This is a genomic window from Usitatibacter palustris, assembly GCF_013003985.1.
GTDB lineage: Bacteria > Pseudomonadota > Gammaproteobacteria > Burkholderiales > Usitatibacteraceae > Usitatibacter > Usitatibacter palustris.
The window spans coordinates 3,484,844-3,505,086 of record NZ_CP053073.1; the positions used below are offsets into that span (position 1 = coordinate 3,484,844).

Here is a 20,243-nt window from a genome sequence, read left to right on the forward strand (position 1 = left end):
TTCGTCGCTTCGCTCCTCAGGATGACAGTGTTGAGGAAGCCCTCAGGATGACAGTCAAGCGGTGCAAAGAAAAAGGCGAACCCGAAGGTTCGCCCAAGGCCTCTTTGGAGATGCTCAGTTGTACGCGGTTTCGCCGTGCGAGGAGGTGTCCAGACCCTCGCGCTCTTCTTCTTCCGGCACTCGCATACCGATCACCAGGTTCGCGATGAAGTAAGCGACCAACGCCACGACCCCGGACCACACAATCGTTACCCCAACGGCTTTCGCCTGCTTGACCACCTGATCGACGATCGAGTAGTCGGCGGGCTTGACCATCGCGGCCGTCACCCAGTCGGCGACGTAGCCGGGGCCGCCGAGATCCGGCGAGCAGAAGACGCCCGTCAGCAACGCGCCGACGATGCCGCCCACTGCGTGGACGCCGAACACGTCGAGCGAGTCGTCGGCCTTCAGCAGCTTCTTCAGGCCCGACACGCCCCACAGGCAGATCACGCCCGCGGCCGCACCGATCACGAACGCGCCGGGAATCCCGACGTTGCCCGCGGCCGGCGTGATCGCCACGAGGCCGGCGACGGCGCCCGAAGCGGCACCCAGCATCGAGGGCTTGCCCTTGAACATCCACTCGAACGTGATCCACGAGATCACTGCACACGCCGTAGCGAGGAACGTGTTGATGAACGCGAGCACGGCGGAGTTGCCGGCTTCGAGCGCGGATCCGGCGTTGAAGCCGAACCACCCGAACCACAGCAACGACGCACCGATCATCGTCATCGGCAGGTTATGCGGCGTCATCGCTTCCTTGCCCCAGCCGATGCGCTTGCCGACCATGTACGCGCCCACCAGGCCGGCGATACCGGCGTTGATGTGCACGACCGTGCCGCCCGCGAAGTCGAGCGCGCCCCAGCCCCAGATGAGACCGGCCTTGGCGTCCATCGCCGCGGCCACCTTCGCATCCGTGTAGGCGTCCGGACCCATCCAGAACCACACCATGTGCGCGATCGGCGTGTAGGCGAGCGTGAACCAGATCACGATGAAGAGCAGCACACCCGCGAACTTCGCCCGCTCGGCAAACGCGCCGAGGATCAGGCAGCAGGTGATCGCGGCGAACGTGGCCTGGAAGGCGACGAATGCCAGCTCCGGAATCACCACGCCCTTCGAGAACGTCGCGGCCATCGAGAACTCGCCCTTCATCGAATCGAACGTTCCCTTGAGGAACAGTCGATCCATGCCGCCGATGTACGCATTGCCCTCGGTGAACGCGAGCGAGTAGCCGTAGACGCACCACAGGACCGTGATCAGCGAGAACACCACGAACACCTGCATGAGCATCGACAACATGTTCTTCGAACGCACCATGCCGCCGTAGAAGAGTGCGAGCGCCGGCACGCTCATCAGGAGCACGAGTGCCGTGCACGTGAGCAGCCAGGCGACGTCACCCTTGTTGGGCACGGGCGCCGGAGCGGCCGCGGGAGCGGCTGCTGCTGCAGCGGGTGCGGCTTCCGCGGGCTTTGCGTCCGCGGGCTTGGCATCGGCAGGTGCTGCCGCAGCGGGCGCCGCGGCCGGAGCATCGGCCTTCTTGTCCTGCGCGAGCGCCGTGCCGCCAAATGCGAAAGCGGCGACGAGCGCGATCATGCTGAGTACGCGTTTCATCCTTTTCCCCTTGTCAGAGTGCGTCTGCGCCGGTTTCACCGGTGCGGATCCGGATCACCTGCTCGAGTTCGGTGACGAAGATCTTTCCGTCGCCGATCTTCCCGGTGTTGGCCGATTTCTCGATGGCTTCGATCACCTGGTCGAGCATTTCGCTCTTGATCGCCGCCTCCACCTTCACCTTCGGAAGGAAGTCGACCACGTACTCGGCGCCGCGATACAGCTCCGTGTGGCCCTTCTGCCTTCCGAACCCCTTTACCTCGGTGACGGTGATGCCCTGCACTCCGATGGCCGAGAGCGCTTCGCGCACCTCGTCGAGCTTGAACGGCTTGATGACGGCCGTGACGAGTTTCATGTTCCCTCTCCTGTTATTGGGTACGACAGGTGCCGCTCAGAACGCGTAGGAAACGAAGGCAACGAGGCGATCCTTGCCCCAGTTCTTGCCCTTGTACGTATAGAGGTTGCTGTCCGCGTCGGTGCCCTTGTAGTACGCGCCGATGTTGAAGCCGCTGCCGAAGTCGTACACGAGGCCGAGCTTGTAGACGGTGTAGTCGAGCGGACGGTTGTTCTTGTACTTCTGGTGGCCGAGGTGTCCGGTGAGCGTGAGCTTGTCGGCGAGGGGATAGGCGAGGTTGATCTCGATGAAGTCCGAGCCTTCGCTGTTCGGCACACCGAAGGTGTCGCTGAACGCGTACGAGTACTTGACGCTGAACGGGCCCGACGAGAGGCCGATGTAGACCTCGTCCGTGTTGGGCTTCGGGTTGAACGCGCCCGAGCTCGGGTATTCGTAGCGCAGGTAGCCGACGTCGAGCGTGATGTCCTTGGCGATCTCGAACTTGTAGCCGGCGTAGATATCCCACTCGAGGTTGGCATCGGTGGAGAAGCCACCGGCTTCGGCCGCGTCCTCGAGCCACTTGATGTTGGTGAGGAACGTGCCGATGTAGAAGCCGCTCGAATGCGCGTAGTCGAGGGTGCCCTGGATGGCGGGCTTCTCCGACGTCTGCGAGATACCGCGGTATTCGTACTCGCTGTAGAGCGCGGCCTTGCCCGTGAAGGAGTGCGGGCTGGTGGGCTCGGCAGGAGCGGCGGGTGCGGCCTGCGCCAGGGCCAGCTGGGGCAGCGCGGCAAAACCGGCCAGGAGGAGTGCGGCGGGAAGCTTGCGCATGTTGGTATCCTTTTGAAGTTGAGGAAAAGCCGAATCGTTGGGGATTTAGCAGCAAGCGTGCCAAGCAATGCGGCACGGCAAGTCCTTGTTCATGAAGGATTCATGACGACCAATCCGGCCTTTTGCACCATTTCATGGCGGGGTTTTGAAGCGGCGCACCGTTGCGGTGCGCGTCCACGCGGGGCGAGTCCCGGGAAATTGAGATGAACGACAAGATCGTTGCGGAACTGAGCGCCAAGCTCGCGGCCCTGGCGGCGGCGAATCCGGCGAAGGACATCGAGAAAAACGTGCGCGGACTGCTCTCGGGCGCGTTCGAGAAGCTCGACCTCGTGAGCCGCGAGGAATACGAAGTGCAGACGCTGGTACTCGCGAAGGCGCGCGAGAAGCTCGCGCATCTGGAGGCTCGCCTCGCCGAGCTCGAAGCGCGCCTCCCGACCCGCTAGCCGCGCACTACTCCAGCACGAACCGCGCGTCGGCCTGCGTCTCGGGCGCGTTGCCGCGCTCGCCGGCCGGGCAGCGATACGCGAATTCAGCCGAGACCCCGTGCTGCATCGCGACCACGCAGCCGGTCGGGAACCGCTTGTTGCGGAGCGTGCGATCGGACGCCTGGTAGAACCACCCCTTGGTTCGATCACTTCCGTCACAGGCAAACAGGCCGGGGATGGCGGCGCTGGTGGGCGTCACGTTGTCGAGCGTCATGCAGCGATTGCCGTCGTGGCCGATGCGCAGCGTCGAGTCGGGCCGGAACTCCCAGAACATCGAGGCGGTGTCGTAGAGAAAGATGTAGCCCGCGTTCTGGTTCACGAACACGAGCGCGCTCCAGGGTGAAGTATGGTTGTGGTGATCCGCGCGCACGATCGCGTTGCCCGTGCGTTGCGCGCGGAAAGCCTGGCCGGACGCATTCACGCCCCACGGCCGCCCCCATTTGTCCACGCTGATGTTCGTGAGGCTGCCCTCGCGGCGCACGAAGTCCTTCCAGTTCCAGAAGTAGGGGTTGCCGTCCATCCCGATGACCCACACCGAGTTGTCGTCCCCGATGCCGATGTCCTTCGCCCGCCCCGGCACCTGCACCCAGCGACCGGACTCCCACCGGAATATCTCGCCCTTCGCGTTCACGACCCACGCACTGCCGAAGCGGTCGACGTCTATGCGCACGGCGCCGCCCGGCTTCTTCTGCCACCCCGCGGTCTTGTGCCACTGGTAGATGCCGTAGTTGCCGTCTCCTTCGCCCCCGCCGCCGATGGCCCATATCTCTTCGCTGCGTGAATTGACGCCGATGTCGCGGATGTCGCCGTTCACGCCGGACCAACCGGAGCCGTTGTAGCGAAAGAGCTTGTTGTCGCGCGTCACCACGAGCGCGTTGCCCGCGCCATCGACGTCGATGCGCGCGCCGCCCGAGAGGCCGGGGATCAATACCCAGCTCGTCACGCGCTCGTCCCAGCGATAGATGTTCCCGTCGTTGGCGACCAACCACGCGCGGCCGCCGCCCACGCCGATGTCGAGCCCGCTGCCGCCGGTGGATTGCCACTTGATGTCGTGCGCGAGGGCGGATGCCGCCGCGAGTCCGAGTGCCGCGAGCATCGCCGCGGCGCGTGCAAAGACCTTCATCCTGCCCTCCCTGTCGAGGCCGTCATGTCTGTTTTGCTTGCAGATGGCAGCGTAAAGGCGATGCGACGGAGCAGGCAATACGACGGGGGTCTGGGCTCGGGTGCGACGAAAGTCGCAAGCGCGGGTCAACGGATGCGCAATGCGGTGAGTTAAGACGGCACACTGTCTTGCGCGAGGGATGCCGTGGCACTTGCCGTCGTCTATAGCCGCGGTCTCGAAGGGCTCGATGCGCCGCTCGTTCGCGTTGAAGCGCATGCGGCCGGTGGGTTGCCCGCGTTCAATATCGTGGGACTTCCCGCCGCGGAAGTGAAGGAAGCGCGCGATCGCGTGCGTGCGGCGCTGAACACCGCGCGGTTCAAGTTCCCCAACGGGCGCGTCACCGTGAGCCTCGCACCGGCTGACCTGCCGAAGGAAAGCGGGCGCTTCGATCTTCCGATCGCGATCGGGATCCTCGCCGCGACGGACCAGATCAAGCGAAAGATCCTCGACCAGCACGAGTTCGCGGGAGAGCTCGCACTCTCGGGCGAGTTGCGGTCCATTCGCGGCGCACTCGCGATGACGTATGGCGCGAAGCGCGATGGGCGCGCATTCGTGGTTCCGGAATCCGTGGCCGACGAAGCGGTGCTCGCGCGCGGCGCGACGGTGCTTCCCGCGCGTACGTTGCTGCAGGTCTGCGCGCACCTGTCGGGTGAGACGCCGCTCGTCGCGTACGAGAGCCGCACCGCCAGCACGGCCGTCGAGTATCCCGACCTCGAAGACGTGCGCGGCCAGGCGCAGGCGCGGCGCGCGCTGGAAGTCGCGGCCGCCGGTGGACACTCCCTGTTGATGCGCGGGCCGCCGGGCACCGGCAAGTCGATGCTCGCGTTGCGGCTGCCGGGAATCCTTCCGGCGCTGAGCGAGGACGAAGCATTGCAATCCGCGGCGATCCAGAGCCTGGGCAGCACCGGGTTTCGCGCCGATCGGTTCGGGCAGCGCGCATTTCGCAATCCGCATCACAGCGCGTCGGCCGTCGCGCTCGTTGGCGGTGGCTCCCCGCCGCGGCCCGGAGAAGTCTCGCTCGCGCATCACGGCGTTCTCTTCCTCGACGAGCTGCCGGAGTTCGAGCGGCGCGTGCTCGAGATGCTGCGCGAGCCGCTCGATGCCGGCGCGATCACGATCTCGCGCGCCGCACGCCAGGCGGATTTCCCCGCGCGCTTCCAGCTCGTGGCTGCAATGAATCCGTGTCCCTGCGGATATCTCGGCCACTTCACGAACCAATGCCGCTGCACGCCCGACCGCATCGCGAGCTACAACCGGCGCATCTCCGGCCCACTGCTCGATCGCATCGACCTGCGCGTGGAGGTCTGCGCCGTCGCACCTTCCGCGCTCGTGCGCTCGCCGCCCGGGGAAAGCTCGGAGCGTGTGCGAGAACGCGTTGCCGCCGCGCGCGCCGTGCAGATCGCGCGACAGGGCGTCGTCAACGCCGCACTCCACTCGAAGGCACTCGATCGCTGGTGCGTTCTCGACGACGACGGTTCGTCGTTATTGCTCGATGCCGTCGCTCGCCTGGGCCTGTCGGCACGGGCGTGCCATCGCGTGCTGCGGGTCGCGCGGACGGTCGCCGATCTGGAAGGTCGCGAGCGCATCGGGCGCCCGCACGTCGCGGAGGCGATCCAATATCGCGGCTAGGCCCCGGAACCTGCCAAAATAGAGGGCTCGAACGGGCTTTCCCCAGAAGGCAGCACCTTGGATCCAAACTCGACCATCGCGAAGGAAGCGGCCCGCCGCCGCACTTTCGCCATCATTTCCCACCCGGACGCCGGTAAAACGACGCTCACGGAGAAGCTCCTGCTCTTCGCAGGTGCCATTCAAATCGCCGGCAGCGTCAAGGCCCGCAAGGCCTCGCGCCATGCCGCCTCCGACTGGATGGAGATCGAGAAGCAGCGCGGCATCTCGGTGGCGAGCTCCGTCATGCAGATGGAGTATCGCGACCACGTCATCAACCTCCTCGACACGCCGGGCCACCAGGACTTCTCCGAAGACACCTATCGCGTGCTCACGGCGGTCGATGCGGCGCTCATGGTGATCGACGCGACCAAGGGCGTGGAGCCGCAGACGCTGCGGTTGCTGGAAGTGTGCCGAGCGCGCAACACGCCGATCATCACGTTCATCAACAAGCTCGACCGCGAAGTACGCGAGCCCCTGGATCTGCTCGACGAGATCGAGCGCTTGCTCAAGATCGCCACCGTGCCGTTCACGTGGCCGGTGGGCATGGGCAAGCAGTTCGGCGGCGTGATCGACATGCGCGCGAACCGCATGCGCGTGTTCACCGCGGGCGAGGATCGCGCCGCGGCCGACGACGAGGTCATCGACGGCGCGGACGACGCGCGCATGACCGAGCGCTTCGGCGGCGATTGGAAGACGGCGCGCTCCGAGATCGAGCTGCTCGAAGGCGCCTCGCACGTCTTCGATCGCGAGGAGTTCCTCACCGGCACGCAGTCGCCGGTCTTCTTTGGCTCAGCGATCAACAATTTCGGCGTGCGTGAAGTGCTCGATGCCCTCGTGGAGCTGGCACCCTCCCCGCAACCGAAGCCCGCGAGCGAACGCGTCGTCGAGCCCACGGAGTCGAAGTTCACCGGCGTGGTCTTCAAGATCCAGGCGAACATGGATCCCGCGCACCGCGACCGCGTCGCGTTCGTGCGTGTGTGTTCCGGACGCTTCGAGCGCGGCATGCGCCTGGTCCTCAGCCGCACCGGCAAGGACGTGAAGACGGCGAGCGCCGTGTCGTTCCTCTCACAGCGGCGCGACATCGTGGAAGAAGCGTTCCCTGGCGACATCGTCGGCCTTCCCAACCGCGGCGTGCTGCACCTGGGCGATACGCTCACCGAATCAGGCGAGGCACTGCAGTTCACTGGCCTCCCCTTCTTCGCACCGGAGATCTTCGTCAACGTCGACGTCGCGGATCCGATCCGGACCAAGCAACTGCACACGGGCCTGCAGCAACTGGGCGAAGAAGGCGCGATCCAGGTCTTCCGGCCGTACCAGGGCGGGTCACTGCTCCTCGGTGCCGTGGGCCAGCTGCAGATCGAAGTCGTCGCGCACCGGCTGGAGCACGAGTACAACGCCCGCGCGCGCATGACACCGAGCGCCTACAAGCTCGCGCGTTGGGTGAGCGCGGAGCAGCCCGCCGATCTCCTCGCCTTCCTGGAAGGCAACGCGCACCGCGTCGCGCACGACGTCGTCAACGCGCCGACCGTTCTCTACGCCCACCAGTCCGAGCTGCGCGCCGCCGCGGAGATCTGGCCGCGCGTGCAGTTCCACGCGTTGCGCGAGCACAGCGGCCTCGTCTTCCAGGTTCGCAAGAGCGCATAAAAAAAGCCCGCCGGAGGGCGGGCTTTCGGGGCCAGGGGGGGCCGTTACTGGATCAGCATCCCTTCTGCTTCGGATCGAGCGTCGTGCCGTAGATCTCGTAGCACGCGTTGGGCACGGCGGACGGACGCAGGTTGAGCGGCGTGCGGACCTTGTCCCACGCGAGGCCCGTGTACTCGCTGCCCTTCACTTCGATCGAGCTCGCATCACCGGGCAGCCACACGCGCGTCGACCACGGCGAGGTCTTGTCGCCCGACTTCCAGGACTTGTCCACGAGGCGCTTGCCGTCGTCGCTCTTCTCCTGCCACTTCACTTCGAAGTACGCGACGTACGCGCCGTTGTGCTTGAGGTCCACGTAGCCGTTGGCGTATTCCTGGCACTCGGACTTCGTGTACTGCGTCGTGAGCTTCATCGTCGCGAGCTGGCGGGTCTTCAGGTCCTGCACCTTGTACGAGATCGGGTACGCGGGGCTGTTCGGAGTGAACGGCAGGCCCTTGCCGATGACGTCGGCCACGCCACCGAACTTGCCCTTGAAGAGCTCGGCCGTGTCGCCGGCGTTGCCGCCGAGGACGAGCACGCGGAAATCCGAGTTCTTCGCGATGTTCTCGGCTTCGACCTTGAGGCTGCCCGCGAGCGTGGCGCCGCCGCCGGTTGCATACTCCATCGCGGCTTCCGCCTTCGCCTTCAGCACGGCGCTGTTGCTGACCATCTGCACGATGATCAGGCGGCCGTAGTCGACGCTGCTCACCCAGCCGGGAGGGCCCGACGGGTTCATGTTGTTGACGTTGAGCTGCACGGAGTCGGGGAATACGGCGCCGGGCGGGCCCGGATCCTGGGCGAGGGCCGTGTAGTAGACCTGCTTGAAGGCCTTCACGACGACGGTCTGCTCGGTGACGCTCGAGATGTTGGCCGAGGCCGACGCGGAGTTGTTCTCCCATTGCGCCGAGAAGCCCATCTCGACGCCGATCTGGCTCTTCGAGTAGGCCTTGGTCGCCTGGTAGAACGCGCGCGCGCCGACGCGCGGGGCGCCTGACACGTAACGATCGGCCATCGCGTCCACTGCGCTGGCCACCGACACATTGTTGGGATTGCTGATCGTCTGCGTGCAAGCCGCGCCGCATCCGGGCAGGTCGAGGCGCACCGTGATGGGCGCGCGCGGCAACGTGAACGGCGTGGGCGTGCCACGCGCGAGGTATTGGTCCATCTTCACGAGCGCGCCCGGATAGATGACGCCGCCGCTCGGGTCGAGCAGCGCGTTCTCGGTGGGATTGGCCGTGGCGTTCACGGTTTCGGCCGTGCAGATCACGACCGCGGAGCTGCGCTTCAACTTGCCGGGCGCCGCGGGTTGCGAAGTGGGTGCGAGGTTCACCGCGAGCAGCTGGTCGCGGTTGTAGTTCAGCGCGTTGATGTAGTTCGTGTTCTCGGGTTCTCCGGCCAGCGCCGCACCGGTGCTCGCGCCAACAGCGGTCGCGACGAGCCACTTCGTCATGTTACGCATTTGGATAATCTCCCTGGTTTAGGCATTCGCCTTGCCCACTGGCGGGGCATGCGAATCCTAGCTTCGCAGCGAGACAGCGGCCATTGGACCGAAGGCCGAGACCAACCAAGACCAAAGTCGCATGGAAAAAGCCGCCCACCGCTTGCGCGGCGGGCGGTTGGAACACCCTACTCGTCCTTCAACAGGCTGCCGGCGCGCACCGCGGCGAGGCCCGCGGTGTACTCGGCATAGGCGTCTTCATCCAGCAGGAGGCGCTGGTTCATGAGCTGCACGATGGAATTGCCGCGCGCGTACATGTACTGCCCGAACGTGCCGTAGCGCTCCGCGACCGACAGGCGCGGATCGGCGGCCGCCTCGCGATCGGCGCGCGTCTTCGCGAACGGGATCATCTGGCCCGAGCCCTCGCAGCCATCCGGTCCGCCGTTGGCGGCGGCGCGCAGCGACCATCCCGTGTACGTCGCCAGCGGCACCATGACATCGGGCACCTTGATCCCCGCGACGTCGTTGCCATCGGAATCCGTCTTCGGAACGAAGGTCGGATAGATCTTGCCGTTGGCCGGGTTGTCGAAGAACGGCGCGACGGTTGCCGGAGGATTGATCGTCATGATGCCGCTGTCGAACTGCGGGCCGTAGTTGAGCAGGAACCGCGTCGACTTGAGCCCCGTGTATTGCACGCCCGGGATGTTCGGGAAGCCCATCCCCGATTGCGGCATGGCCGCCGCAAGCGTGCCGTCCGCGAGACGCGGAATCGCCGAGGGAGGCGGTGCCGTGCCGTTGGTGGCCCACTGGTCGAGCGCGATGAAGAGTGCGCGCAGCGTCGGGTTCGCGTTGAGCGGGTTGCCCAGCTGCTGGCAGCTTCCGCGCGCGGTGCCGTTGCCGGTGCCGTGCTGGTGGCTCGACATCAGGTAGTAGCGCGCATACGGCGGATCGGCGAGGTCCTGCGTGCCCGCCGGGTTGGTGTGGAAGAGCGACGCGGCCTTCACCCAGTACTCGTTGGCCGAATACACCTCGAGGGCGAGCGGACAGGTGTTGGACGCGAGGCACTTGTCGTAGCGGCCGGCGGTCTTGCCCGTAAGCGGATCGGTCGTGCTCTGGTGCGCGAACGGGAAGATGCCTTCCGCGTAGAGCTGGTCCTGGCGATTGCGCTGCGTGCGTTGCGGCTGCGAGAAGCGCAGGTTGAGGTTCAGCCCGTCGGCGGCGGCGATCCACTGCAGCATGCCGTCGAAGACCTTGCGGCCGCTCTCGTCCTGGTTGAAGCCGTAGTACCGGAAGTCGTTGAGCAACCGGCCCGGCTGCGAGAGCACGTACGTGTAGATCTTCTGCACGTCGCCCGCGAGCGGGTTCGCGGTGCCCGAGTCGTCCGTCACGTTGAAGCGCAGGAACGAATTCCAGTCGCGCACGGCCGCGAGTCCCAGGCCATTGACCGTCGGATCCTTCGCGACATACGAGAACTCGTAGATGTCGTTCGCGGCGAACGTGGTGCCATCGGGCAGCAGCTTGATGGAGTTGGCATCCACGAAGTCCCAGCCCGTCGCGGGGATGACGGTCGCCGCATCGTCGATGCGCGCTCGCCTCGTGAGCTTCGCCGCGCTCTTGTCCGTGAGGCTCGCGGCCGGGTAGTTGAGATTGTAAGAAGTGGTCGTCGCGTTGCCCATGACGATGTACTCGTACGACGGGCCCGTGATCGAAGTCCCATCCGCGTTCTTCGCGATCGGCAGCGTGATCGTTGCGTTGAAGTTCGCGGTGTTCGTGCCCGCGGCCTTGTCCCAGCCGCTGAAGACCATCGTGTAGCCGCGCGGGGCGAGGAACTGCCCGAGCGGGTTGGTGGTGGAAGACGGATCGTTGCCGCCCGTGGTGCGGTTGAACGGGCCGAACGTCTTGCCGCCGCGGTTGGGCGGCTCGTACATCACGCGGTGGTTGCCCTTCGAGAGGTCGACGGGCTTCAGGATGTAGAAGTCGAACTTGTACTCGACGTTGCCGCGCGCGTTCTTCGGCGCGAGGTTCACGTCGACGATCATGCTGTTGTTGCTGCTGGCGGGATTGACTTCGCCGCTGGCGACACCGACGAGCCGTTCGTACGCTCCGACGCCGGGGAACTCCACGCCACCGAATGCCGGACCTCGCGAGGTGATTTCTATCTTGGTGATGCGCGCTTCAACGGGTGCTGCGAATGCGGCCGCCACGGCTGCGGCGACCAGCGCGGGCTTGAGGCCCTTTCTCGTCTCCATCGTTTACTCCTCCTGGTGATGCGGGTGGTGATCGCCCGTCTGCGCCTTTGGCGTCTTTGGGGCTATGTGGTGCACTCCCTTTGAAGAAATTCGAAGATGGAATCGAAACTAGGCTCGCGCGAAGTGAGTGTCGTTGATGATTGTCAACGCGTTACGGCGCGCGAAAATCGCTCTGCACGCGCGTGGCGATGCAGTTGTTAGAGCAACCATTTCGCACGCAGTAGAATGAACGCGTGAATCCCCAGAAAGGCACCGATTCCCGCGCATTCCGGTGGGGATTTGCAGCATTGCTCGCCGCGCTCGCGACGATCGGGCCCTTTTCGATCGATACCTACCTTCCCGCGTTCGCCGGCATCGAAAAATCGCTCGGAACGACGCTCGTAGGAATGCAGCAGACGCTTTCCGCCTACCTTTTCGCGTTCGGCTTGATGTTTCTCTTCCACGGCGCGCTGTCGGACAGCTTCGGGCGGCGTCCGGTAATCCTGGTGGCGCTGGTTGTCTTCACCCTCGGCTCGGTCGGCGCCGCGCTCGCGGGCAGCATCCACGCGCTCGTGTTCTGGCGGGTGATCCAGGGTCTGTCGGTGGGCGCGGGCATGGTGGTGGGTCGCGCGATGATCCGCGACCTCTTCGAGGCGGAAGACGCGCAGCGGCTGATGTCGCTCGTCACGCTGTTCTTCGGCCTCGCGCCGGCGATCGCGCCGATCGTGGGCGGGCTGCTCTTCGAATCGTTCGGCTGGCGCTCGATCTTCTGGTTCCTCGCGATCGTGGGCGTGCTGCTCGTGGCGATGAGCATCCGCTTCCTCCCCGAGACGCTCGCCGAGGATGCGCGCCAGCCCTTCCATCCCAAGGCGCTGCTCGCCGGCTACAACGAAGTCGGAATGAGCCCGCGCTTCATCTGGCTCTCGCTCGCGACGGGCTTCAACTTCAACGCGCTCTTCCTCTATATCCTCTCGGCGCCGGTGTTCCTCGGCGAGCACCTGAAGCTCGGGCCGCAGGAATATGCATGGCTGTTCATCCCCAGCATTCTCGGGATCATGACGGGGTCGCAGCTTTCGGGATTCGCCGCGGGAAAGTTGCAGCCCAATCAGACCGTGAAACGCGCCTACGCATTCATGGCGATCGCGGCGGCCGGCAACCTGGTCGCCAACCTGCTCGCACCGCCTTCGCTGCCGTGGTCGATCGTGCCGATCTTCTTCTACGGCATCGGCACCGCGATGGCGATGCCGTCGATCTCGCTCACGACGCTCGATCTCTTCCCGACGCGCCGCGGCATGGCCGCTTCTCTCCAGGGCTTCGTCTCGGGCATGGTGAACACGCTCACCGCCGGCGTGATCTCACTGGCCGTCTCGCACAATCCGGTATGGCTCGCGATGGGGATGATGATCATGATGCTCATGGGGCTCGCGAGCTGGACCCTTTACCTGCGTTCGGCGCGCAAGCACGCCGAGCCGCCCACCGTCATCAGGATGGACTGACCAAAGTAGAGGGGTCAGATCCTTCTACTTCTGCTTGCAGTAGCTCTCGTGCGTGAATGTGAGGAGCACGAGCGCGATGGCACCCCAGATGAAGATGATCGAGAACGCGCTCTGGAAAGCGTCGAGCTCGTAGAAGCGCCCGCCTGACGCGACGGTGCCGCGCCAATGGCTGTCGAGCACCCAACCCACGAGCGGCTGCATGAAGAGGCCGCCGAACATCACGCCCATGTTCGTCACGCCCGAGACGGTACCGCCGAAGCGTGCGGGCACGGATTCCTTCGAGAACGGGAACACGAGGATGAATCCGCCGGCCGCGATTCCGAGGGCGAGCAGGAGAACGACGAGGCCGACGGGGCCCAGCCCCGGCACGAAAAGAATCACGGCCCAGATCGCCATCGTCGCGGCGAGGCTCGCGATCAGCACGGGCTTGCGCCGGCCGATGCGATTTGAGAGCGGTCCGTAGGCGAGGCCGGAGGCAGACCACGCGATCAGCGTGAGCGAAGTGAGCATCGCCGCGTGCGCGGTGGTGAAGCCGTAGTGCATCACGAGGAATGGCACGCCCCACAGCCCGCAGAACGCGAGCATCAGCGCGGAGAATCCGCCGGGCGCGATGAACAGCAGCCAGGTGTTGCGGTAGCCGATCACCTGGCGCAGGTCGGAGAGAACGCTCGTGGGTGCCGCGTCGTGTGCGGCCTCCGGGAAGTGCGAGGCATAGCCACGCTCCGAAGGGTCGTCGCGCACGATGAGCCAGATCGCCACCGCGACGAGTGCGGTCGCCACGGCACTCGCGACCATCACGGGGCGCCATCCGAACGCATCCACGGCAACACGCATCGGCGCGCCGGCGATCGTCGCGCCCGTCACGCCCACGAGCAGCGCGGCGGAACTTGCGAGCGCGAAATGTTTCGCGGGCATCCAGTGGCTCGCGAGTTTGAGCATCGAGACGAACGCCACGCCGCACGAGGCGCCGATGATGAGGCGCCCCGCGTTCGCCCACGCGACACTCGGGGCGAGGGCGAAGAGCAATGTCCCAGCTGCAGTGAGCGCGGCACCGGCCGTGAGCAGCTTGCGCGGCCCCCAGCGATCGGCGATCACGCCCGTGGGAATCTGGCCGGCGACGTAGCTGTAGAAATAGAACGCGGAGAGGTTGCCGAGCGCGACGGCGGAAAGACGGAACTCGCGCGTCAGCTCCTGCGTGAGCACGGCGGGCGAAACCCGCTGGTAGAACGCGATGAAGTAGAGGGCTGCTCCGAGGCCCCAGACCAGCCAGGCGAGATGTGCGGGAGGAAGCGCGCGACCGGCGCTCAATACTGCTCCCACGGCAGGCCGTCGACGCGCCAACCGCTGACCGAGTTGCGATGGTGGTTGGCGTCGAGCTCGCCCTCGAAGCCGTGCAGCACGTTGATCACGTGCTTGAACCCCGCGCGCTCGAGCGCCTCGCCGGCCTCGATGGTGCGGTTGCCGCTGCGGCAGATCAGCACGATGGGCCGCTTCTCGAAATTGGCGCCCGCGAGCTTCTTCACCTGCCCCACGAAGTGGGGATTCAGCTCCCAATCGCCACCGTCGTACCAGGGCACCATCATCGAGCCGATGGGGTGGCCGACGAACATGTACTCCATCTCGCTGCGGCAATCGATGAAGACCGCCTCGGGGTGTTCCTGGAGGTAGGAGTAGGTCTGCTTGGGTGTAAAGTGATCCATCCCCGGATTATATAAGCCCCGACTTCCATGAACGCCCCGACCTCCCCTTTTCCCTTCGATGCGGCGGTCGCCGCGGCCGCCAACGAAATCGAGCCCAGGGTCATCGCCTGGCGCCGCGATTTCCACGAAAACCCCGAGCTGGGCAACCGCGAAGTGCGCACCGCGAAGATTGTCGCGGACCATTTGCGCGCCCTGGGCTTCGACGAGGTGCGTGAAAAGGTGGCGCACACGGGCGTGGTGGGCATTCTCAAGGGCGGCCGGCCCGGTCCCGTCGTGGCGCTGCGCGCCGACATGGACGCGCTGCCCGTCACCGAGGAAGTCGACGTCCCGTTCAAGAGCAAGGTGCGCACCGAGTGGAACGGCATGAGCTGCGGCGTGATGCACGCCTGCGGCCACGATGCGCATACCTCCATCCTCATGGGGGTCGCCGAAGTGCTCGCGAAGATGCGCGCGCAGATTCCCGGCACGGTCACGTTCCTGTTCCAGCCCGCGGAAGAAACCCCGCCCATCGGCGAGGAGGGCGGCGCGAAGATGATGATCGAGCAGGGCTGCCTCGCGAACCCGAAGGTCGATGCCGTCTTCGGCCTGCACATCACCTCGATCCACACCACCGGGAAGATCGGCTATCGATCCGGCCCGCTCATGGCTTCGGCCGACGACTTCCGCATCTTCGTGCGCGGCACGCAGACCCACGCGGCGATGCCGTGGCGCGGCGTGGATCCGATCGTCGTGGGCGCACAGATCGTCACCGGGCTGCAGACCATCGTCTCGCGGCAGATGAACATCGCGAAGGAGCCGTCCATCGTCACGGTGGGCGTCTTCCATGGCGGCGTGCGTCACAACATCATCCCCGACGAAGTGAAGATGGAAGGCACCATCCGCACGTTCAACGAGGAACAACGCGAAGAGATCCACGTCCACGTGAAGCGCATCAGCGAAATGATCGCCGCCGCGGGTGGGGCCACCGCGAAGGTGCACATCCACAAGTGGTACGACGTGACGGTGAACGATCCCGCGCTCACCGAGTGGTCCGTGCCGACGCTCACGCGCATCGCGGGCGAAGCGAACGTCGGCGTGATCGACAAGGTGTGCGGCGCCGAGGACTTCTCGTTCTATCAGAAAGTCGTCCCCGGCTTCTTCTACTTCCTCGGTTGCACGCCCCCCGACAAGGACGCGCGCACCGCGGCACCCAACCACAGCCCGCGCTTCTACGCCGACGAGGACTGCCTCAAGGTCGGCGTGAAGACGCTTTCCGCGCTCGCGCTCGACTGGCTTTCGGCCAACGCGAAATAAGTGGGGTCAGACTCGACTTAATTTGATTCTGTGGATAACTGGAGCCCGACCCCAGTTATCCACAGAATCAAATTAAGTCGAGTCTGACCCCACTTATTTCTTCAGGCGCGCGCGGTAGTCGACGATCCGCTGGCGCAATCCCGGCCTGCGCGCGGATCGCTCGAGGCTCGCAAGATCTTCCACACGATGATCGCCCCGCGCCACGGCGCGGATCGCCGCGTGCGTCTCGCGATCGACGATGACGGGCGGCGGCGACTCGGCAAGCCAGGCCTCGATGCCGATGCGCGTCGCGATGCCCGCTCGCAGGGCCTCCAGCGCATTGCACGAAGCCCCTTCGGTCACGAACGGGCGCGCGCGATCCCAGCCGATCAGTTCCGCCAAGCGACGAGTGCCCAGCACGATGCCGAACGCCGAGCCCGGGAAGCGAATGTTCGTATCGGCGCCCGCGACACGCACATCGCAGGACGCGAAGAGGTCCGCGCCCGCACCCCACGTCCTTCCCTGCGCGACGGCCACGGTGCGCACGGGCGCATGCCACACCGCCTGCAGGAGCTTCTCCAGCGCGATGAAGCGCTCGGCGAGCGAGTCGTCGGTTTCCGTTTCAAGCGCGGAAAGATCGAAACCCGTGCAGAAGTGCGTGCCCGCGCCGCGGAAGACGACGGTGTGGACATCCGGATCGCCGATCGCGGTGACGAGCGCCGCGTGAAGATCGGCGACCATCTCCGCGGAGAGCGCATTGCCCTTCTCCGGGCGCTCGAGCCCGAGTGCCGCGATGCCTTCGCGCTTGGTGCTGCTCACCATCATGCGTTGGAGTAGCCCGACACGAAGTCGCGCGCTTCGCCGGTGACGGGATCGAACCAGTGGCGCTTCACGCGGCCGATGTCGGCGCCGTAGACGTGGATGCTGATCGAGGGCTTGTCGGCGAGCGCGTTCGCGACCACGTGCACGTCGCCCACCGTCGGCGACACGGCTTCGATCTGCCCCGCGCGCAGGATGTGCTCGTGGCCCAGCGCCTTCGCGCGGCCGCCGGCCATCTCGTATTCCTCGCAGCGCTCCGCGCCGCGCATCACGCCGACGAGCCCCCACACCGTGTGGTCGTGCACCGGCGTCTTCTGTCCCGGGCCCCACACGAAGCTGATCACGGAGAAGCGTTCGCCCGGATCGCGATAGAGAAGGTACTGCCGATAGGTGTCGGGTCCGGGAACGGTGAACTTCTCCTCGAGCCAGTCGTCGTTGGCGATGAGCTCGCGCAGCAACGGCGTCGCGCGTTCGAGGATCTTCGCTTCCGCGCGCTCTTCCGCAACGATGCTCGTCATGTCGGATACGAATTGATCGAGCCGCTTCATCACTTGCCCTCCACGGCCTGGCGCAGCGCCACCGTGTCTTCACCGAGCGCCGGATAGCGTTTCGACACGGCGATCGCTTCGCCGTCGAGGCGCACGGGGCAGCCCACCGTCTTCGTCACGCGGCCACCGGGCAGCGCGATCGATTGCACGAGTCCGAGTGCGACCGACTGCGGATCGGCGAGCGCTTCGGCGTAGCCGTTGATCGGCGCACCGGGTACGCCCGCGTCGCGGAACTTCGCGAGCCACTCGGATGCCTTCGCATTCGCGAAGCGCGCTTCGAGAAGATCCTTCAGCGCGACCTGGTTCTGCGCCCGCAGCGTGGTCGATGTGAAGCGCGCATCGTCGAGCAGCTCGGGCATCGCGACGACCGCGCACACCGATTGCCACAGCTTCTGGTTGCCTGCGGCGATCGCGAAGTAACCGTCGGCGGCGCGGAACGCCTGGTACGGAGCGTTCCTCGGATGCGCGGACCCGAGCTTGCGCGGATTCTTGCCCGTGCCGAAGTATTCGCTCGTCTGCAGCGCGGCGATCGCGAGCGTGGTCGCGAACATCGGCACGTCGATCGTGCCGCCCGCCCCGCCCGCCCTCACCTGCGCGAGCTTCGCGGCGATCGCGTACGCCGCGTACAGGCCCGAGGCGAAATCGGAAAGCGGCACGCCGCACTTCACCGGCGCGCCATCGGGCTCGCCCGTCACGCTCATCACGCCGCTCGCGGCCTGGATCGTGAGATCGAAGCCGCCCTCGGCCGAACGGGGTCCGACCTGGCCGAACGCGGAGATCGAGCAATAGATGAGGGAGGGCTTAGCCGCACTGAAGAAGTCCCAGCCCAGGCCGAGCCGCGCCATCACGCCCGGCCGGTTGTTCTCGATGAGTACATCGGCTTCGAGCGCGAGGGCGCGCGCAAAGTCGCGGGCGGCCGGATCCTTGAGATCGAGTGCGACGGATTTCTTCCCGCGATTGATCGCCGCGAAGTTCTCGCTGTAGCCCGCATGCACGGGCGGCCACTGGCGCATCGCGTCGCCCTCGGGCGGCTCGACCTTCACGACGTCGGCACCAAAGTCCGCCAACAGCATTCCGCAGAAGGGACCGGCGGCGACCTGGCAGAACTCGACGACTTTCACGCCCGCGAGGGGCAGCGATCCTGGAGCATTCATCCCGCCATTATGAAGGCGGTGCGCTTGACGCGCGTCAAAGGCGGAACTCGTCGTTCGCGACGCCGTCCGAGGAAACGAGCTATCCTCGATGATCATGAGTCGCACCGCCCGCCGCTTCGCCGCCCTTCTCGCCACGGTCACGCTGGTTTTTTCCCAGCTCGCCGTGTCGGCGTTCGCGTGCGCGAAGGAAGGTCCGGCGGCGCTCGTCGCGCCACCGATGGCCCAGTCCCATGGCGCGGATTGCCCCGATCGCCCGAGCCGGAATATTTGCCACGAGCATTGCTCCTACGGCACGACCTCGGTCGACACGAACGCACTTGCCCTTCCCGCTCCCGATCTTGCCCTGCTCCCCTGGCGGCTGACGCTGCCCGAAGTCCGCACGCACTCGGCTGCCGTGCGCGAATGGCGCATGGATCGCGCCACCGGTCCACCTCCGCCCCTCCTGTTCGGCGCCCTGCGCATCTGATTCTCCGCTAGCGACAAGCGGGCCCGCGCCGTTCGCGGGCCCGAACCCGTTCGTTTGTGGAGGTCCCATGCTGCACGCCAGAATTCTTTCCGCGCTCGCTCTCGCCGCGCTCCCGCTCGCAAGCCACGCCCAGGTGCTCTCATTCGCCGAGGCGCAGCGGCTCGCGCTGCAAGACGCGCCCCAGGTCACCGCCCGCGCCGCAGCCGTGCGCGCCGCCAATGAATCGGCCGTGGGTGCGGCCGAGCTGCCCGATCCCAAGCTCATCGCCGCGATCGAGAACATGCCGGTGGAAGGTGCCGACAAGTTCAGCCTGACGCGCGAGGCGATGACCATGCGCAAGATCGGCGTGATGCAGGACTTCCCGGGCGGCGACAAGCTGCGCCTGAGGAACGAGCGGGCGCAGGCCGAAGTGCAGCGCGAAGTCGCGATGCTCGAAGCCACGCGAATCTCCGTGCGGCGCGACGCCGCGCTCGCCTGGTTCGATGTCTGGTTCGCCGAGCGCCAGGTCGTGGCCCTTCGCGCGCTCGAGAGCGAAGCGGCGCTCCAGGTCGAAGCGGCGCAGGCCGCACTCGCGGGAGGGCGAGGACAGGCGGGCGATCCCTTCGCTGCGCGCCTCGCCACGGCACAACTGGCCGATCGCGTGACGGAAGCACGGCGCAACGTCGCGCGTGCACGTGCGCAACTCGCCCGCTGGGTGGGCCCTGCCGCCGCAACGCGGGAGCTCGGCGATGCGCCGGACTTCGGCAGCCCGCGGGCCCGGCAGCTCGTGACCAATGCGGATCTCGCGAGCCATCCGCACATCGCGGCCTATGCGCCCGCACAGGCGGCCGCGCAAGCCGACGTGCGGCTCGCGGAAGCCGAGAAGGACCCGAACTGGAGCCTGGAAGTCACCTATGCCCAGCGCGGCCCGGCCTACACGAACATGATGTCGATCGGCGTGCGGCTCGACCTGCCCATCTTCGAGACGAAGCGCCAGAACCCGGCGATCGCCGCGAAGGTCGCCGCGGCCGAACAGGTCCGCGCGCAAGCCGAAGACGCCATGCGCGCCGTCGCCGCCGAGTTCGGCGCGCTGCTCGCCGACTGGGACGCGGCGCAGGAACGGGCTCAGCGCTACGAAGCGGTCCAGGCGCCGCTCGCGCGCGACCGCGTTGCCGCAGCCCTCGCTGCTTATCGAGGCGGCAAGGGCGATCTCCCGCAAGTCCTCGACGCACGCAAGGGCGAAGTGGAAGTTCGTCTCGGGCAGCTCCAGGCCGAATCGGAGCAGGCGCGGGCGTGGGCGCAGCTTGCCTTCCACTGGATCGCGCACCCGAAGGAATGA

The 20,243-nt window shown here is 66.2% G+C and carries 18 protein-coding genes; 7 read left to right on the forward strand and 11 right to left on the reverse strand.

The features are described 5' to 3' along the window. Positions 1–114 precede the first annotated feature (114 nt). The 3 genes from DSM104440_RS16980 to DSM104440_RS16990 are packed head-to-tail and all read right to left on the reverse strand — an operon-like array spanning position 115 to position 2,809. On the reverse strand, positions 115–1,647 hold the full coding sequence (locus DSM104440_RS16980; RefSeq protein ID WP_171164719.1) for an ammonium transporter: 1,533 nt from the start codon (positions 1,645–1,647) through the stop codon (positions 115–117). 13 nt (positions 1,648–1,660) lie between these two features. After that, positions 1,661–1,999: a P-II family nitrogen regulator gene (gene glnK, locus DSM104440_RS16985; RefSeq protein ID WP_171164721.1), complete on the reverse strand. Its 339-nt coding sequence runs from the start codon at positions 1,997–1,999 to the stop codon at positions 1,661–1,663. Between the two features lie 36 nt (positions 2,000–2,035). After that, positions 2,036–2,809 carry a TorF family putative porin gene (locus DSM104440_RS16990; RefSeq protein WP_171164723.1) on the reverse strand — a complete coding sequence of 258 codons (774 nt, stop codon included), beginning with the start codon at positions 2,807–2,809 and terminating at the stop codon, positions 2,036–2,038. A 203-nt stretch (positions 2,810–3,012) separates the two neighbouring features. Between DSM104440_RS16990 and DSM104440_RS16995 the strand changes: the two genes are divergently transcribed. Continuing rightward, entirely contained in the window at positions 3,013–3,252 is a 240-nt protein-coding gene (locus DSM104440_RS16995) for an accessory factor UbiK family protein (RefSeq protein WP_171164725.1), read from the forward strand. A 7-nt stretch (positions 3,253–3,259) separates the two neighbouring features. On the opposite strand, the gene DSM104440_RS17000 is transcribed toward DSM104440_RS16995, so the two are convergent. Continuing rightward, complete coding sequence (locus DSM104440_RS17000) at positions 3,260–4,417, reverse strand: tectonin domain-containing protein (RefSeq protein ID WP_171164727.1); 1,158 nt, start codon at positions 4,415–4,417, stop codon at positions 3,260–3,262. A 183-nt stretch (positions 4,418–4,600) separates the two neighbouring features. On the opposite strand from DSM104440_RS17000, the gene DSM104440_RS17005 reads away from it, so the two are divergent. Both DSM104440_RS17005 and DSM104440_RS17010 read left to right on the forward strand, forming a co-directional pair. Next, a complete protein-coding gene (locus tag DSM104440_RS17005) occupies positions 4,601–6,085 on the forward strand; it encodes a YifB family Mg chelatase-like AAA ATPase (RefSeq protein WP_171164729.1) in 1,485 nt (494 codons plus the stop codon). A gap of 57 nt (positions 6,086–6,142) precedes the next feature. Further along, a complete protein-coding gene (locus DSM104440_RS17010) occupies positions 6,143–7,768 on the forward strand; it encodes a peptide chain release factor 3 (RefSeq protein WP_171164731.1) in 1,626 nt (541 codons plus the stop codon). Between the two features lie 52 nt (positions 7,769–7,820). Here DSM104440_RS17010 and DSM104440_RS17015 read toward each other — a convergent pair whose 3' ends face one another. After that, positions 7,821–9,263, reverse strand: a complete 1,443-nt coding sequence (locus DSM104440_RS17015; RefSeq protein ID WP_171164733.1) for a thiol-activated cytolysin family protein — start codon at positions 9,261–9,263, stop codon at positions 7,821–7,823. Positions 9,264–9,430: 167 nt separating this feature from the next. Next, complete coding sequence (locus DSM104440_RS17020; protein WP_212758116.1) at positions 9,431–11,491, reverse strand: alpha/beta hydrolase domain-containing protein; 2,061 nt, start codon at positions 11,489–11,491, stop codon at positions 9,431–9,433. A gap of 233 nt (positions 11,492–11,724) precedes the next feature. On the opposite strand from DSM104440_RS17020, the gene DSM104440_RS17025 reads away from it, so the two are divergent. Beyond that, positions 11,725–12,966, forward strand: coding sequence for a multidrug effflux MFS transporter (locus tag DSM104440_RS17025; protein ID WP_171164735.1), 1,242 nt, complete (start codon positions 11,725–11,727; stop codon positions 12,964–12,966). A 24-nt stretch (positions 12,967–12,990) separates the two neighbouring features. On the opposite strand, the gene DSM104440_RS17030 is transcribed toward DSM104440_RS17025, so the two are convergent. Next, positions 12,991–14,274, reverse strand: coding sequence for an MFS transporter (locus DSM104440_RS17030; RefSeq protein ID WP_171164737.1), 1,284 nt, complete (start codon positions 14,272–14,274; stop codon positions 12,991–12,993). Beyond that, a complete protein-coding gene (locus DSM104440_RS17035; protein WP_171164739.1) occupies positions 14,271–14,666 on the reverse strand; it encodes a rhodanese-like domain-containing protein in 396 nt (131 codons plus the stop codon). Before DSM104440_RS17035 ends, DSM104440_RS17030 begins: the two co-directional genes overlap by 4 nt. 27 nt (positions 14,667–14,693) lie before the next feature. Between DSM104440_RS17035 and DSM104440_RS17040 the strand changes: the two genes are divergently transcribed. Further along, positions 14,694–15,959, forward strand: coding sequence for an amidohydrolase (locus DSM104440_RS17040; RefSeq protein WP_171164741.1), 1,266 nt, complete (start codon positions 14,694–14,696; stop codon positions 15,957–15,959). A gap of 93 nt (positions 15,960–16,052) precedes the next feature. Here the strand turns inward: DSM104440_RS17040 and DSM104440_RS17045 are convergent, their stop codons facing one another. From DSM104440_RS17045 to DSM104440_RS17055, 3 genes are read right to left on the reverse strand one after another with little or no spacing between them, the layout of a single operon-like run. Beyond that, entirely contained in the window at positions 16,053–16,763 is a 711-nt protein-coding gene (locus DSM104440_RS17045; RefSeq protein WP_212758117.1) for an enoyl-CoA hydratase/isomerase family protein, read from the reverse strand. Further along, positions 16,760–17,305, reverse strand: a complete 546-nt coding sequence (locus tag DSM104440_RS17050) for a cysteine dioxygenase family protein (RefSeq protein ID WP_171164745.1) — start codon at positions 17,303–17,305, stop codon at positions 16,760–16,762. Before DSM104440_RS17050 ends, DSM104440_RS17045 begins: the two co-directional genes overlap by 4 nt. Next, a complete protein-coding gene (locus DSM104440_RS17055) occupies positions 17,305–18,459 on the reverse strand; it encodes a CaiB/BaiF CoA transferase family protein (protein ID WP_171164747.1) in 1,155 nt (384 codons plus the stop codon). Before DSM104440_RS17055 ends, DSM104440_RS17050 begins: the two co-directional genes overlap by 1 nt. 94 nt (positions 18,460–18,553) lie before the next feature. Here DSM104440_RS17055 and DSM104440_RS17060 point away from each other — a divergent pair, with 94 nt between their 5' ends. Together DSM104440_RS17060 and DSM104440_RS17065 are read left to right on the forward strand one after the other, a co-directional pair. Next, entirely contained in the window at positions 18,554–18,925 is a 372-nt protein-coding gene (locus DSM104440_RS17060) for a hypothetical protein (protein ID WP_171164749.1), read from the forward strand. Positions 18,926–18,992: 67 nt separating this feature from the next. After that, complete coding sequence (locus DSM104440_RS17065) at positions 18,993–20,243, forward strand: TolC family protein (RefSeq protein ID WP_171164751.1); 1,251 nt, start codon at positions 18,993–18,995, stop codon at positions 20,241–20,243.